Source organism: Neobacillus sp. SAB-20_R2A (assembly GCF_049568635.1).
GTDB lineage: Bacteria > Bacillota > Bacilli > Bacillales > Cytobacillaceae > Neobacillus > Neobacillus citreus.
Window position 1 is genome coordinate 4,708,606 of the sequence record NZ_CP145895.1, and the last position, 16,351, is coordinate 4,724,956.

A 16,351-nucleotide genomic window follows, 5' to 3' on the forward strand; every position below is an offset into this window, starting at 1 on the left:
ACAACCTTCCTTTAACACCTCTGCCAAAATAAATCTTACCATAAATTATTATCTTGAAAAAGCAAATAAAAAATTGCTGATTGGCGAGTCCAATAGAATGAAGACAGAAGCGTAGTTGAATTATACTTTCTTATTAGCCAAAGAAAAAAAACCGATATGACAATCGGTTTTTCCTAATCAATAGTTACAGGTGTCTTTATTTTTTTCAATGCGTCCGGGTCAATCCCCTCGATCGTAGCAGCAGCCTGCTCTAATGCCTCTTGATAATCATAACGGCGAAAAGCCTCTTCTGCATTCCTTAATCCATTTGCAACAGAAGGATACTGACTCCGGTATCGATTCCCGTATTGGATCGCCTTCTCGGCAAGCGTAACATTTTCTATCAATTCCAAAGTAGAATTTACCAATTTATCAACTGATAGAACAGCAATCTCTAAATACTGATTTAGTGCCGCTATATTAAGAGGCTTTTCCTCGAGCTGGTATCTGACATTTTGGATGCTCTCGTTCGTATCCTCCAATAAATACCGATATTCTTCAGGCAGTCCTGGAACATTTTGTTTTTGAACAAGGCGGAAGGTTTCTCCAACCTTTTTAGCCAATTCTTGGACTTTATCTCTTGCTTCCAGTTCGTCCTTCCTAAGGGCTTGAAGTTTAAAAGCAAAGGTTTGCTGCTCCTCACGTATGAGGTCTAAGTGTTCTTTTATTTCATTTAACTCTTCACCCATGATGGACTGAGCTGTTTGGTTTTGCTTTATTTTCTCTGATAATATTTCATAGCGTTTGTAAACAGCCTCAAGCTCTCTTTCCAAATTGTTCAGTGTTTCCAAATCCTGATCAGCCAATTGGTAGGTAGCCTGTACATGAAGGACTTCCGATGCGAGATATTTATTCACTTCTTCCGCCTCAGCAAGCAGACTGCTGGTTGCCTGTTCATTTTTCTTTACAAAATGCTTGGCATGTACCTCTTTTTCTAAAAGGTCCAAAAGAATATCCACCCGCTGTTTTATTTCTTTATTTCCATCCTGAGCCTGATCAACTTCGCTTTTTTCAACTAAAGCTAAATTTTCTCTGATTTTTTCCTCGAGACGCTCTATTTCTGTTTCCACATGGACATGTTCTAAATAGTACCCCTGTTCCATCATTTCCCGTAAACCAGACCTTACCTCGGCCAACTGGTTTGGAATCAGCGACTGACATTCAATTAAAAGTTGCGGAATTAAATCCATATTATTCTTTATACCAGTTAGTTTATCGTGAATGAATAGTACGACTTCACGTGCCTCCAAGTAATTTCCTTGCTCTGTTTTTTCATCGAATTCATGAAATTTCCCCATGACCTCAGTAAGCGCCGCTTCCAGATGTTTCTCGGAATTGCCAAAGCTATGGCGATGCGCGAGCAAGGTTTTCTTTGTCTCTCGATACAGTTCCTTCAATTCCTCAATTTCTACACGGTTTTTTTCCTCGCTGCCGACCAGTTCATGAAGCTCTTCGATAATTTTATTAACTTGATTTTCAGTTTCTTGTAATTTTTCCGTGATTTTGCTTTGGGCCTCTTTTGCTTTTTTGAATCTATAGCGGTCTATGTATTCCTCTGCATCAAACAGCAATTCTTCCAAATCCGGCAGCTTGACAGTCACAATATCGTCCCATTCATTCCGCCAGCGCTCAAAAAGCTCCTCTGTTTGTCCGGTCATATTAAGCTGTTTTACTTTAGCCATTTCATCAGGGATTGGTCTATTAAACAAATCAATTTTCCAGGCCTCGAGATGGTCCATTTCTTTAAAATGCTTTTTCTTTATTAGATACCCTAATACAAATATCGCAAGGATAAGGATGAATAACCCTATTATATATTTCACTTGCAAGCCTCCTGTTCCGAACAGCTGTCATTCTCATCTATTTAAAAAATCCGTTAATGATTAAATTCGATGCCTTAATGATACCATGTATACGACAATTTTTGACTAGTAATTTCAATTTTTTTGTAAAAGAAAATCAAAAAAAGCACTCTGCTGTATAAATTCATCATGACAGCTAGTGCTTTACCTTTTTTTAAATCATTTTGAGGGAGCTTTTCAGCTGAGGGCTTTGATTCAAATCCTGGACTCTACTTTATAATCGCTTCTTTTTTTATTTGAACATCGGAACAAAGAGTTTTGTCAATCCATTGATAAAGGTCCTTTAAATATTTTTGCTCGAAAAACTTTTCATTTGGGAAAACATACAGCACTTCTCTCATGTAATGAGTATTCATAAACGGCATCATTAAAAGACCCTTTAGCTGGATAATTAAATAAGGAATCGAATGCGGCCGAAATTCATTCCACTCAAAGCCTCTTTCAAATATCTTTTGAAAATAGTACTTTTCCTTCAAGGAATAGGTGGCCATGATTTCTCTTACCATTTGCGAATCAATTGACATTTCCCTGTACACAAAGCTGGCAAGCTGAATGTTTTCCCATTGATAATGGAGCAAATCCGCTACCACACGCTTCAGACAAATTGCTGCCCCTTTTTCAATGGTTGCAAAGGCCGCTTCCATTTTATTGATGTACTGTTCAAAAAAATAGGTAAAACAATATTCCAAAAGCCCCTCTTTGTTGCCAAAGTAGTAAGCAATGGTGGCCGTATTTACTTTCGCGGCATCAGCGATATCCCTTATCGACGTACCTGAGTAGCCTTTGGAATTGAACAACAAAATAGCAGCTGCAACGACCGAATCCTTTGAACTTTTCTTCATCCCTTTTCCCCCTTTTCGAACACAAAATCCCCTAATATAATTGTTCTTTTTCTTGATAAGGATTCCTCTATGAAAAAATCGACAAAGTCTGCTCTTTTTCTTTTCAATCTGCTAAAATAGACTATAAAACTTTAAAAAGTAGGGGGAAAAAGGATGTTTAACGTCGAAATGTACAAAGGGACTCGTGAAGAAAATTATGAATTAGTAAAGAAGCAATTGCATGCCCTCATCCACGATGAAAAAAATCAAATTGCCAATTTGAGCAATGCTTCCTCCTTGTTGAACCAATTTTTAGACCGGATTAATTGGGTCGGCTTTTATTTGATGGAGGACGGGGAGCTAGTCCTTGGACCATTTCAAGGTCTGCCTGCCTGCGTCCGTATTCCGGTTGGAAAAGGTGTATGCGGGACAGCAGTCCAGAAAGCAGAGACGCTTCGGGTCGCAGACGTGCATCAATTCCCGGGCCATATCGCCTGTGATGCTGCCTCCCAGTCAGAGATTGTCATTCCACTTGTAAAAGGTGATCAGGTTATAGGTGTCCTAGATATTGATTCGCCGGAAAAAAACCGTTTTGATGAGTTGGACCAAGAAAAGCTTGAGGAATTCGTTGCCATACTGAATGATCATTTATAATAAAAGGCTGTCGAGAAACTATCGACAGCCTTTTATTATACTCATTTTCTTTAACAAACCACTGCGTTAATTCAAGGCTTTTCAACAAGTCTGTTGATTAGCACTCCAGGCACTTCGCTTTCCGTGGGCGTGCCGGGGAGCCTCGTCGCTGCGCTCCTGCGGGGTCTCCCCTGACCCGTACTCCCACAGGAGTCTTCGTGCCTTCCGCGCCAATCAACAGGTGTTTTATACTAAGGTTCTTTTATTGTATGCGACCTAACAATTGAAAAAATCAGTGGTACGGTTGCGTATAGCTTTTCTATGCTCCCAAACTTTTGAAAAAATCAGTGGTACGGTCGCATATAGCCTTCCTATGAGCCCCAACTTTTGAAATGATCAGCGGTACGGTCGCATATAGCCTTTCTTTGAGCCCTAACCCTTTGAAAAATCAGTGGTTCGGTCGCATATAGCCTTCCTATGAGCCCCAACTTTTGAAATAATCAGCGGTTCGGTCGCATATAGCCTTCCTACGAGCCCCAACCCTTTGAAAAATCAGCGGTTCGGTCGCATATAGCCTTCCTATGAGCCCCAACCCTTTGAAAAATCAGCGGTTCGGTCGCATATAGACTTCCTATGAGCCCCAACTTTTGAAATGATCAGCGGTACGGTCGCATATAGCCTTCCTATGACCCCCAACTTTTGAAATAATCAGCGGTACGGTCGCATAGCTTTTCTATGCTCCCCAACCATAAAAAAATCAACAGACCAGTCGGATAGGAGCAAAAAAGATTACAACACACTTAGTAAGGTTGGAAGATGTTGTTTCAATAATTAGGTTGATTTGCCTACCTATTGATTGGAGCGGAGGGCACTCTACTCCTGAGGGATAGAGGTTCCGGGAGCCTCCCCGCGGAAAGCGAGTACCCGGAGCGGAAATCACAGGCCCATTAGCAGGGATAAACAATAAAAGTTGGGTAATTTAGGTTGAACAAAATAATAAATTACCGAGAAAAATACCCTTTCTCTAAAATGACTCGCCAAATTGGCGAGTTTTATATTTTATCAAGCGCTTGTTCCAAATCCTCTTTTAAGTCCTCCCAAGCTTCAAGACCGACGGAAAGCCGAAGTAATGTATTGTCAATCCCCATTTTTAGCCGTTCTTCTTCTGGTACGACCGCGTGAGTCATTGTCGCCGGATGCTGGATCAATGTTTCCGTGTCTCCCAAACTTACCGCAATTTTAATTAGTTCCAATTGATTCATAAAATGCTGCGCTGTTTCCTTTGTCCCATGAAGTGAAAAGGAAAGCAGCCCGCCGGCTTGTTTCATCTGCTTTTTCATTATGGAATAATCAGGATGTTCCGGGTCACCAGGAAAATATATATCCTTTACTTTTGGATGACCTTTCAAAAATTCGAATAGCTTTAGGGCATTTTCAGAATGACGGTCCATTCGAACTGGCAGGGTTTTGATGCCTCTTAGCAGAAGCCAGGCATCAAACGGTGACATGATTCCGCCAAAGTCCTTATGAACAGTCTTGGAAACCTGCTTAATAAACTCCTGTTTCCCGACCACTAAACCAGCAATAACGTCACCGTGGCCGCATATATATTTTGTTGCACTATGAATGACGATATCACAGCCGTGGGTGAGCGGCGTTTGGATATAGGGGGAACTAAAGGTATTATCAACAACCACTGGAATCCCCTTCTCTTTTGCGACCGCTGCCACCAATTCCAGGTCGACGAGCTTCATAGTCGGGTTAATCGGGGTTTCGATATAGATGCAGGAAGTATTGGGGCGAATCTCGGATTCTAAGGTTCCCGCCGAATCCATTTCGGAAAAATGATGATCAATGTCAAATTTCTCCTTCATCAATTGCAGTAAACCAAATGTGCAGCCATACAACCCTTTGGAGCAAAGAATATGACTGCCGGACTTTGTTAACGCCAGTAACACCGCGCTGACAGCTGCCATTCCTGAAGAAAAGGCCAATCCGGCCTCCCCGCCTTCGAGCGCAGCAATCCTTTCCTCAAGAACTTTTACCGTCGGATTCCCCAACCTCGAATAAACATAACCCTCTTCCACACCGGCAAACCGCTTTTCTCCTTGTTCCGCATCGGCAAATGTAAAGGTAGACGTTTGATACAACGGTGGCACTAAGCTTCCTTGGTGTTGCTCGGGACAATAACCGGCATGAATCACTTCCGTTTCAAAACGGGCTTTCTTCATTTCCAAAATGCAAGTCCCCTCCTGACTGAAACCGTTTTCAATTCTCTGTAGTATATGTATAATAAGATTGGTCTGTTAAAATCACCTTATTTGAATGACTTCAGTGTTATAATAAAAATTAGCTTGACTTACCACGAATAAAAATTATATAATACTCTTTGTGTAAAATATTGCAGCCTATGAAACGATTTTAGCTGTTCCATTTTGTTCCTCGCGAGAGCTTCTTGCGAAGGTGCATCGCGTAACCCTTAGCTGCTAGGGCGATGGTGCATGAAAACAAAATGGCTGTTATCGATGTTTCGTTACGGTTTTTATTTTACCAAAATAAAAACTTAAAGGAGGAGTCATTCATGGCTCGATATACCGGCCCAAGCTGGAAATTATCCCGTCGTCTTGGAATCTCTCTAAGCGGCACAGGTAAAGAATTAGAAAAGCGTCCTTACGCTCCTGGACAACATGGTCCAAACCAACGCAAAAAGCTTTCTGAATATGGATTGCAGTTACAAGAGAAGCAAAAGCTTCGTCATATGTACGGTGTTAATGAGCGTCAATTCCGCAACCTATTCGACAGAGCTGGCAAATTAGGCGGCGTTCATGGCGAAAACTTCATGGTTCTTCTTGAGTCTCGTCTTGATAACGTAGTTTATCGTTTAGGTCTTGCACGCACTCGCCGTGCGGCTCGTCAATTAGTTAACCATGGCCACATCTTAGTTGATGGCGCTCGCGTTGATATCCCATCATACCGCGTTGCTGCTGGCCAAACTATCAGCGTTCGTGAAAAATCTCGCAACCTTGATGTAATCAAAGAAGCAATCGAAGCAACTAACTTCGTTCCTGATTATTTAACTTTCGATGCTGACAAATTAGAAGGTACTTTCACTCGCTTACCAGAGCGTTCTGAATTACCTGCTGAAATTAACGAAACTCTTATCGTCGAGTTCTACTCTCGTTAATTTGTATTTAGCATTTGTAAAGCCCCAGAATTTCTATTCTGGGGCTTTTTTTATTGTTTTTTGAAAATGCATTTGGAAATAAAAAACAGGAGTCCCAAAATCTAATTTTGAGACCCCCATTAAATGTTATTGTTGAGTTAAAACTCCTACTTCCACTACATTTGAAGGTGCGGATTCATTACCTGCAATATCAACTGCCGTTACATAGAAGCTTCCGTTTCCAACATTATAGGATAGTGAGGAACCGCTGTTGATGCTTGCGATCTTCGCTCCAAAAAATCCACCCTGATAGACACGGTAGCCGACGATATCATTGTCTGCCGGTGCGCTCCATGTGAGGGTATTGCCGGATGCGGTCAAGGTGACACTGTCCGGTTTCTTGCCGTTATCGGCCATTTTAGCACTTGAGACAAGCACATTGTCCCATCTGCCCCTGTTTGGAATAAGCTGGCTGATATTTTTAAAGTCATTGCCTACCATTCTGTTGATAAAGTCTGGGTTTAAGATTGTTCCATACTGGGTAAACTCTTTTGGTGTGGAATCAAGAGCCAGATATTTACTATCTCCGATCGTTACATAATTTCCTTCGATTAAACTATCATCAACTTTCGTAGGAACATCTTTCGCATTGAAATAATCACTTTCAACCAAACCTGCCTTTGAACAGGCCGCTGACGGAAGCAGGCCAGAAACGGCACAATACGACGTTTTAACAATCCCTTCAGGCATTTGAAAGCTTTCTTTTGGAGCAACTAAATCCGGTTTAATTTTATAAGCAGCATTCATCAGTTCAGCCCAAAGATTATTGGTCCGTTGACTGTAAGACATTCCGCTGGTTTTTAAAGATTTCTGCGTATCATATCCAGTCCAAATTCCAAGTGTTACATTCGGGTTGAAGGCAACAAACCACGAATCAAAATAATTGTTACCAGTACCGGTTTTGCCTGCCCAATCAGCACTGAAATTCAGTTTGCTCTTTACCCCTGCTGCTGTACCCATATTTATTACATCCCGCATCATATCTATGGTCAAGAATGCAGTCTGCGGTTTAAAGACATCAACAGGTTTTACTTCATGCTGATAGATAATTTTACCGTCCTTGTCGACAATTTTATCGATCAGGTAAGCATCGATAAATTTCCCGCTATTGGCAAAGGTACTAAAAGCATTTGTATTTTCTTCAACAGTTACGCCGTTATCCAAGGACCCGATAGAGGTAGCGAGATTCGTGTAGTCCCCTTTTGTTAGCGAGGTAAAGCCCATCTTTTCCAGATACTGTGCTGGACGCTGGTCCACGATTTCAGAGTATAGCTTTACAGCCGGCACGTTATAGGATTTGGCCAAAGCATACCGTGCTGATACTAGCCCGCTATATCTTTTGTCGTAGTTATGAGGCCATGGTGTACTTTTGCTTTTATCCAGTCTCAGTTCGACATCCGGCAGCGGGGTTCCCGGTGCCGCTTTTCCGAGTTCAATAGCCGGCCCGTAGACGAGCAGCGGCTTCATCGTCGAACCGTTCTGGCGGACTGCACTGGTAGCGTGATTGAGCTGCTGTTTATTATAATCTCTGCCGCCAACAAAGCTGATGATTTTGCCGGTACTATTTTCAATCAGTTCTGCACCGACCTCAACAGGTTCCATTACGGTTTTCTTTTCACCGGTTTCCGGGTCTTCTTTTTCCTCCGGTTTATCTGGTCCGTAATATTTGTAGTTATCTTTTACCACCTGCATGGCATCATATATATCTTTGTTAATAGTTGTATGAATTTGATAGCCATTTTGCCGAAGGTCATGGCTGGCCATCGTCTTATACTTGTAATAAAGGTTTTCATCTTGTTTTAAATCTTTTTCTGTATGGCCATCTTTCTTAGCCAATCCCGTTGTCAGAACATCAATGGCCCGTTTCTCAATTTCAAATGTCAGCCAAGGATAGTTATCAAGCGGATTTGGTACTGACGGAGTAAAATCCTTTGTAATGTCATAGGCAGATGCTTCTGCGTATTGCTTTTCATTAATGTATCCGCCATCGTACATTCTTTTTAAAACTGTTTTCATTCTTGTTATGCCCGGCTCCAGATTGTTCTTCACTGTGCCTTCTCGGGTAAATGGGGTATAACCAAACGGACTTTGCGGCAGTCCGGCAATAAATGCAGCCTCCGGCAATGTAAGCTCACTAGCATTTTTTCCAAAGATCCCTTTTGCTGCAGCCTGGACACCGGCGATGTTCTGCCCTGATGAATTTCTGCCGAGAGTCGCCACATTTAAGTACGCTTCTAGAATTTCCTTTTTATCGAAAAATTTCTCCAAACGAAGGGCCAGCAAAATTTCATTTGCTTTTCTTTGGAAGGAAACCTCATTGGTTAGAATTTGGTTTTTAATTAATTGCTGTGTCAGCGTGCTTCCGCCCGATTGGATAGGAGAATTGGTCACTTCCTGAAAAAGGGCTCGAAAAACGGCCTTTGGGACGACCCCTTTGTGCTCGTAAAAATATTCGTCCTCCGTAGCGATTACAGCATTGATTACGTTATCAGAGACCTGATTCAATTTGACCTCATCACGGACCAGGTCAGACCGTAGTTTTCCCAGATAAACATTATCAGCAAAATATAAGTCCGATGTTTCCGTATAGTTGTAAATATCTTTTTTCATACCTTCGTATGAACGCACGGGCTCATCCTTGACGAGCGAGGCAAAATAACCGGCGCCAACACCTGTTGCAAAAGCCCCTCCAAGGATTACAACCGTTAATAAAAGCAGAAACAGGTTCCAGAAAACCTGATACGTAATCCTGGCACCTTTGACGGTTTTTTTATGAGTAATAAAATTAAGGAGGGAATCAGCTTTTTCCTTCCATATTTGCCACTTTTCTTTCATAGCATCACCTCTAATAAAATCACATCCATTATAGCATATCGGTGGTATAAAATTTGACAAGCTTCTACATTTTTCTGAAATTTCCATTTTACCGTTTGACTTTATCTTTAATATATGTTAAAAAATCAATAAGCATTTTTTTATAATTTAAGGCTTTGAAGGGAATCAATTGTAGTTCTTCTATCCCTGTAAATAGAGAGGCAGCGGCCGGTGAAAGCTGCCACATATAGAAGAGTGAATTACATCCTGGAGCTTTCTCTGTGAAGAAACAGTAGCGGAGAACGGTTTAAACCGTTACTTTTTCAAGTTGGAGGAATTTCCTCAAGCTGGGTGGTACCGCGTATATTTTACGTCCCTGCATAATTGCAGGGGCGTTTTTATTTTTTATTGGAGGTTTTGAGTAATGAACTTATTAGAGGATTTGAAATGGCGGGGCATTATTTATCAGCAAACAGATGAAGAAGGGTTGCAAAATCTTTTAGATAACGAAAAAATTTCCCTCTATTGCGGAACAGACCCAACCGCTGACAGTCTTCATATCGGCCATTTGGTGCCGTTCTTAACACTAAGAAGATTCCAGCAGCATGGACATCGTCCGCTTGTATTGGTCGGAGGCGCAACTGGGCTGATTGGCGACCCGAGCGGTAAAAGCGAAGAACGAAAGCTGCAAACAATCGAAGCGGTTCAGAAAAACGTTGAAGGCATTAAAAAGCAATTAGCGGCCATTTTTGAGTTTGAAGGAGAAAATGGCGCAGTTATGGTCAACAACTACGACTGGACCGAGCCCATGAGTGTCATTGCCTTCCTGCGTGATATCGGCAAGCATATCGGTGTCAACTACTTGTTGGCAAAGGATACGATTGCCTCTAGGCTTGAAACAGGGATCTCGTTTACCGAGTTCACCTACACGATTTTACAGGCGATGGATTTCAACCATTTATATGATCATTATAACTGCAAATTACAGGTTGGCGGCAGTGACCAGTGGGGGAACATTACCTCAGGTCTTGAGTTAATTCGGAAAATGCATAACGAAGAGACGAAAGCCTTTGGGCTGACGATTCCGCTTGTAACCAAATCCGACGGTACCAAGTTTGGAAAATCAGAAGGCGGCGCTATCTGGCTCGACCCGGAAAAAACCACTCCTTACGAGTTCTACCAGTTCTGGATTAACACAGCCGATGCCGATGTGGTGAAATACTTGAAGCTGTTTACCTACCTTTCTCGTGAGGAAATTGAACAATTGGAAGTCTGTGTCCAAGAAGAGCCGCATCTCCGTAAAGGCCAAAAGGCACTGGCGGAAGAGATGACACGTCTGATTCACGGAGAGGATGCACTAAAGCAGGCCATCAAGATTTCCGAAGCACTATTTAGCGGAGACGTTCGCAGTTTATCGGCTGCCGAAATCAAGCAGGGCTTTAAAGATGTACCGTCTTACGCGCTGCAAAATGAAGAGGAAAATAATTTGGTTGAGCTATTAGTAGCGGCAAAGATCTCTCCTTCCAAGCGCCAGGCTCGTGAAGATATTTCAAATGGTGCCATTGCCATTAATGGAGAAAAGGTAACTGATACCTCTTATACTCTTCAGGAAACTGACAAAATTGAAGGCCAGTTTACGATTGTCCGAAGAGGGAAAAAGAAATATACGTTAATTAAATATTAATTGGTATAAAGGGGCTTTGGGACTGCAACCCAAAGTCCTTTTTATTTGTAACAGCTTCTTTCTTTTCAACGTCAATATATAAAAAGGAAATTTGGAGGTGAAAGTAGTGAGAATTTTAGTACACGCTGTTTTTATCCTTCTCATTGGCTTGGTTACGTTTTTTGGCCTTGGACCTGTTCTTATGGCAGATGGAAGCATGCGGGAAAGATTGGTCACGGGAGTCATTGTTTTGGTAATCTATCTAATCTTGGGATTCGGCTATCGAAAGGGAATTGGCTGGGCCGAACGCAAACGGAATTAGCATATATCAGCGAATTTTTTCCATTTATCAGCGGATTTCTAAATATATCAGCGAATTCCTGATACATATTAGCGGATTTTCAAATTTATCAGCGAATTCTCCAATATATCAGCGAATCCAAAAAAAGGATTTAATACCAACAAAAAAAGAGGCTGCTCCAGTCATCAATTGGATTCAGCCTCTATCTTTATATCTTTAAAAATTAATCTTCCATCGTCGATAAATCACCAGTCGGCAAATTTAACTCCCATGCTTTCAGAACACGTCTCATGATCTTGCCGCTTCGTGTTTTTGGCAGCTTGTCACGGAAATCAATTTCACGAGGTGCGGCATGTGCTGCCAGACCTTTTTTGACGAACTGTCTAATTTCCTCTTTAAGCTCTTCAGTTGCCACATAACCATCCCTTAACGCGATGAAGGCTTTAATAATTTCCCCTCGCACAGGATCCGGTTTTCCGATAACCCCTGCTTCAGCAACTGCTGGGTGTTCAACAAGCTTGCTTTCCACTTCAAATGGACCTACACGCTCTCCTGATGTCATGATGACGTCATCGACGCGGCCTTGGAACCAGAAGTAGCCATCCTCATCCATGTACGCAGAGTCTCCAGAGACATACCAGTCACCTGGCATGAAATATGACTCATATTTCTCAGGATTGTTCCAGATTGTATGCATCATCGAAGGCCAGCCTTTTTTAATTGCAAGGTTCCCCATTCTGTATGGCGGAAGCTCGTTACCTTGATTATCAACAATCGCCGCCTCAACGCCAGGGATCGGCTTACCCATCGAACCAGGCTTGATTTCCATGCAAGGATAGTTACTGATTAACTGGGCACCGGTTTCAGTCATCCACCAGTTATCATGAATTCTCTTATTGAATACCTTAGCACCCCATTTAACCACTTCTGGGTTTAATGGCTCACCAACACTCAAGACATGGCGAAGACTGCTTAAATTAAATTTCTTAACCAGCTCGTCCCCCGCTCCCATCAGCATCCGGAATGCTGTTGGTGCACTGTACCAAACCGTAACACCGAAGTCTTCAATCATTTGATACCAGGCTTCTGGGCTGAAACGTCCGCCGACAATAACATTCGAAGTACCAGTCAGCCATGGGCCAAAGATACCGTACGAAGTTCCTGTCACCCAGCCTGGGTCTGCTGTACACCAGTAAACATCATCCTCTTTTAAATCAAGAACCCATTTAGCTGTTTGATAATGCTGAATCATCGCATTATGCACATGCAGTACGCCCTTTGGCTTTCCAGTGGATCCAGATGTGTAATGCAGGATTAATCCATCTGTCCGCTCAACCCATTCAATCTTCAGCTCTTTGCTGGCAGTCTCAAATTTTTCTAAAAAGTTAATGCAATTCCCTTGTTCCTCCACATTTTTTCCAACGAGGAAAATATGCTTTAATGCCGGTAAATCCTGCACAGGTACACGGCTTAATAATTCTGGTGTAGTTACTAATACTTTTGCTTCACTGTCTTGCAGACGATCCCTGACAGCCCCTTCCATGAAGGCTTCAAACAATGGGCCAACAATCGCACCAAGCTTAATTGCTCCTAAAACAGTAAAATATAGTTCTGGAGAACGCGGCATGAAAATAAAGACACGGTCGCCTTTTTCGACATCGCCGTAATTTTTCAGCACATTCCCTGCTTTATTGGAAAGCTCCTTCATTTCCTTAAAAGTATATTTTTCATTTCTCGAAGCATCACGATAATATAATGCCACCTTATTTTTTCTATACGTACCCGCGTGGCGGTCAATCGCCTCGTAAGCCATATTAACAAGGCCTGTCTCACTCCAAGAGAATTCCTTTTCTGTATCTTTCCAGTCAAAATTCTTATATGTTTCTTCATAGTTTCGCAAATTGAAATCCCCTTGGACTACTGGCAGCGCTTCCACTTTCATTCCTATCTCCCCCTCTGAAGTATTTGAGATAATTATAGTACAAATAATAACTATTCACAATTTTAAAAAAACATTTTTTCAAAAAAATATAAACCTAGTGTTTAATTTTTCGAAAATTTAGTGAAAAATCTTTAAAGATATTAATTTCATGTATAATAGAATTGAAGTACCTAGATTTTTTCCAGGGGTGACCAAATGGAGCACAAAAAAACCTATAATGCTAAGGAATTAAAAACTCCTCAAGGCAAATTAATTATTGAAGGCCCTGTCACTGCAGAAAAATTAGCAGGCTATGATTTTCATGAAGACCTCGTTGCGTTTCGCCCCCCTGCCCAGCAGCACGAAGCATTAATCGGGATCGCCGATTTACCGGAAGGAAGAATTATTATTGCGCGGCATCAAAATACAATCGTCGGTTATGTTACCTATTTATACCCGGACCCTCTCGAACGCTGGTCGGAAGGAAAGATGGATAATTTAATAGAATTGGGCGCTATCGAGGTGATCCCTCAATTTAGAGGCTGTGCCGTCGGTAAAAACCTCCTGATTGTTTCGATGATGGATGATGCCATGGAAGACTATATTATCATCACCACCGAGTATTATTGGCATTGGGATTTAAAAGGAACCAAACTCAATGTTTGGGAATATCGAAAGATCATGGAGAAAATGATGAATGCCGGCGGATTGGAATGGTATGCGACTGATGACCCGGAAATCTGCTCCCACCCAGCCAACTGCTTGATGGCCAAAATGGGTAAACGAATCGATAATGAATCCGTCCAACGATTTGACCGGCTGCGTTTTATGAATCGGTTTATGTACTAAACATGATTGAACTTTAGAGAATTGGGGGAAATCCTATGATCGTGGAAGAAATTATGCAATCGGATGTAGCTGCCCTCTCTCCCACTGATACCATTGCAGACGCCATGGCATTAATGGAATTAAGGAAAATTCGCCACATCCCAATTATTGATAAAGATGGGCACCTGGTTGGTCTTGTTACCGTTGCTAAAATAAGAGAGGCTACACCGTCCATTTTTCATGCAAATGAACACCCGGAAATTTTGAAAAAACCCCTAGATACGATAATGGAAAAAAACGTCATCACAAGCCATCCCCTGGATTTTGTTGAAGAGATCGCCGCTCTTTTCTATGAACATAAAATAAGCTGCCTTCCGGTCATCAATAATCGAAAATTAGTGGGAATTGTGACGGAAACCGACTTATTAAGAACAATGATTGAGTTAACAGGTGTTCATCAGCCTGGCTCGCAAATAGAAATAAAAGTGCCGAATATCTCCGGAATTCTCAGTGAAATCGCAGAAATTATCCGAAAACGGAAGGCAAACATCTTAAGTGTACTGGTTTACCCAGATAAACAGGATGAGCAATTTAAAATACTTGTTATCAGAGTTCAATTAATGAACCCTACCGGATTGATTCAAGACCTTAAAGAAGCTGGCCACCAGGTGTTATGGCCAAATTTGCCGGGGATGTCTATATGAATGACCGCTGTTCCTTTATTTACTCAGAAGACCTTCTGAATTATCGATTCAACAGCCATCATCCTTTCAATCAATTCCGGCTTAAACTCACAGTAGATTTATTAAATAGAATAAATGCCTTAGACCCCAATCAGATTGTTAAGCCAAGAATGGCGACTGAAGAGGAGTTAACCTTAATCCATGACCCAAGCTACGTAGAAGCAGTAAAAAAGGCCGGCCAGGGGCTTCTTCCCAAAGAAATAGCTGAAAACTATGGTTTAGGTACTGAAGATACCCCTATTTTCGCTAATATGCATGAGGCTAGTTCTTTGATGGTGGGGGGTACCTTAACGGCTGTCGATGAGGTAATGACTGGAAAAACACTTCATGCCCTGCACCTTGGAGGCGGTCTGCATCACGGATTTCGGGGAAAAGCCTCCGGATTTTGCATTTACAATGATAGTTCTGTTGCGATTAAATATATACAGCAAAAATATAATGCCCGCGTTTTATACGTTGATACAGACGCCCATCATGGTGACGGAGTTCAATGGTCCTTTTACGATGACCCGAATGTCTGTACACTATCGATTCATGAGACAGGCCGATATCTGTTTCCGGGTACAGGCAATATTAACGAAAGAGGACAAGGGGCGGGTTATGGCTACTCATTCAACATCCCTGTTGATGCCTTTACAGAAGATGATTCGTGGCTGCATGCCTATAAAAATGCAATCAGGGATGTGGCCGAGTTTTTTAAGCCTGATGTGATCTTGACGCAAAACGGAGCAGACTCGCATTATTATGACCCATTAACCCATTTGTCGGCAACGATGAAAATATATCGGGAAATCCCAAAACTTGCCCATGAAATTGCGCATCAATATTGCGGCGGCAAATGGATTGCCGTGGGCGGCGGCGGATATGACATTTGGCGTGTTGTCCCAAGGGCTTGGGCATTTATTTGGATGGAGATGACTGAAAACCCCAATTGTTTTGGCAGCTTGCCTGAAGACTGGATAGAGCAGTGGCAAAAGGAGTCCCCGGTGACACTGCCAAGGGAGTGGGATGATTCAGAGGATATTTATCCTCCAATCCCAAGAAAAGCAGAAATAACAGAAAAGAACTTAATCACACTTGAAAAAGCACTTTATCCAATTCGTAATCATCAAAAAAGTGAATCTAGATAATAGGAAAAGGCGGCTATTTAGCCCCCTCAGGCTATCGAATACCTTTCGATAGCCTTTTATTTTACCTCGTTAACTTTATCGATTTACCACGTTGATTTATTTATAAAAATATTAATACAAAGCATTTTTAACATGTTTGTTGATTTGCGCCCCAGGCGCTTCGATTTCCGCGAGGTTCGGACACTTCCTCCTCTTTTTCAATCGGTTTTGTCCGAAGGTTGCTCGGGTTCGGACACTTCCATCTCTTTTTCAATCGGTTTTGTCCGAAGGTTACCCGGGTTCGGACACTTCCATCTCTTTTTCAACCGGTTTTGTCCGAAGGTTGCACAGGTTCGGACACTTCCTCCTCTTTTTCAGTCGATTTTGTCCGAAG

General features: G+C 42.0%; 12 protein-coding genes and 1 other annotated feature. Of the genes, 7 read left to right on the plus strand and 5 right to left on the minus strand.

Going from position 1 to position 16,351, the window contains the following annotated elements; all coding sequences use genetic code 11:
- Positions 1–173 precede the first annotated feature (173 nt).
- Together ezrA and refZ are read right to left on the minus strand one after the other, a co-directional pair.
- Entirely contained in the window at positions 174–1,862 is a 1,689-nt protein-coding gene (ezrA, locus tag V5M37_RS23140) for a septation ring formation regulator EzrA (RefSeq protein ID WP_423799316.1), read from the minus strand.
- A gap of 248 nt (positions 1,863–2,110) precedes the next feature.
- Positions 2,111–2,743, minus strand: a complete 633-nt coding sequence (refZ, locus tag V5M37_RS23145) for a forespore capture DNA-binding protein RefZ (protein ID WP_213144594.1) — start codon at positions 2,741–2,743, stop codon at positions 2,111–2,113.
- A 153-nt stretch (positions 2,744–2,896) separates the two neighbouring features.
- Between refZ and V5M37_RS23150 the strand changes: the two genes are divergently transcribed.
- Positions 2,897–3,376, plus strand: coding sequence for a GAF domain-containing protein (locus V5M37_RS23150; protein ID WP_423799317.1), 480 nt, complete (start codon positions 2,897–2,899; stop codon positions 3,374–3,376).
- 1,031 nt (positions 3,377–4,407) lie between these two features.
- On the opposite strand, the gene megL is transcribed toward V5M37_RS23150, so the two are convergent.
- Positions 4,408–5,586 (minus strand): methionine gamma-lyase, encoded by a 1,179-nt coding sequence (megL, locus tag V5M37_RS23155; RefSeq protein ID WP_423802674.1) that lies wholly within the window; start codon positions 5,584–5,586, stop codon positions 4,408–4,410.
- 350 nt (positions 5,587–5,936) lie between these two features.
- Between megL and rpsD the strand changes: the two genes are divergently transcribed.
- Complete coding sequence (rpsD, locus tag V5M37_RS23160; RefSeq protein ID WP_423802675.1) at positions 5,937–6,539, plus strand: 30S ribosomal protein S4; 603 nt, start codon at positions 5,937–5,939, stop codon at positions 6,537–6,539.
- A 126-nt stretch (positions 6,540–6,665) separates the two neighbouring features.
- Here the strand turns inward: rpsD and V5M37_RS23165 are convergent, their stop codons facing one another.
- Positions 6,666–9,413: a transglycosylase domain-containing protein gene (locus V5M37_RS23165; protein ID WP_423799318.1), complete on the minus strand. Its 2,748-nt coding sequence runs from the start codon at positions 9,411–9,413 to the stop codon at positions 6,666–6,668.
- A 146-nt stretch (positions 9,414–9,559) separates the two neighbouring features.
- Positions 9,560–9,773 (plus strand) — a binding site (T-box leader).
- Between the two features lie 43 nt (positions 9,774–9,816).
- Here V5M37_RS23165 and tyrS point away from each other — a divergent pair.
- Positions 9,817–11,076: a tyrosine--tRNA ligase gene (tyrS, locus tag V5M37_RS23170; RefSeq protein ID WP_423799319.1), complete on the plus strand. Its 1,260-nt coding sequence runs from the start codon at positions 9,817–9,819 to the stop codon at positions 11,074–11,076.
- Positions 11,077–11,182: 106 nt separating this feature from the next.
- Positions 11,183–11,377 carry a DUF6954 family protein gene (locus tag V5M37_RS23175; RefSeq protein ID WP_423799320.1) on the plus strand — a complete coding sequence of 65 codons (195 nt, stop codon included), beginning with the start codon at positions 11,183–11,185 and terminating at the stop codon, positions 11,375–11,377.
- Positions 11,378–11,579: 202 nt separating this feature from the next.
- On the opposite strand, the gene acsA is transcribed toward V5M37_RS23175, so the two are convergent.
- Positions 11,580–13,298, minus strand: a complete 1,719-nt coding sequence (gene acsA, locus V5M37_RS23180; protein ID WP_423799321.1) for an acetate--CoA ligase — start codon at positions 13,296–13,298, stop codon at positions 11,580–11,582.
- A gap of 195 nt (positions 13,299–13,493) precedes the next feature.
- On the opposite strand from acsA, the gene V5M37_RS23185 reads away from it, so the two are divergent.
- From V5M37_RS23185 to V5M37_RS23195, 3 genes are read left to right on the plus strand one after another with little or no spacing between them, the layout of a single operon-like run.
- Positions 13,494–14,126 (plus strand): GNAT family N-acetyltransferase, encoded by a 633-nt coding sequence (locus V5M37_RS23185; RefSeq protein ID WP_423799322.1) that lies wholly within the window; start codon positions 13,494–13,496, stop codon positions 14,124–14,126.
- A gap of 35 nt (positions 14,127–14,161) precedes the next feature.
- Complete coding sequence (locus V5M37_RS23190) at positions 14,162–14,809, plus strand: acetoin utilization AcuB family protein (protein WP_423799323.1); 648 nt, start codon at positions 14,162–14,164, stop codon at positions 14,807–14,809.
- A complete protein-coding gene (locus V5M37_RS23195; RefSeq protein WP_423799324.1) occupies positions 14,806–15,978 on the plus strand; it encodes an acetoin utilization protein AcuC in 1,173 nt (390 codons plus the stop codon). The genes V5M37_RS23190 and V5M37_RS23195 overlap by 4 nt, the downstream gene beginning before the upstream one ends.
- The last annotated feature ends 373 nt before the right edge of the window (positions 15,979–16,351 follow it).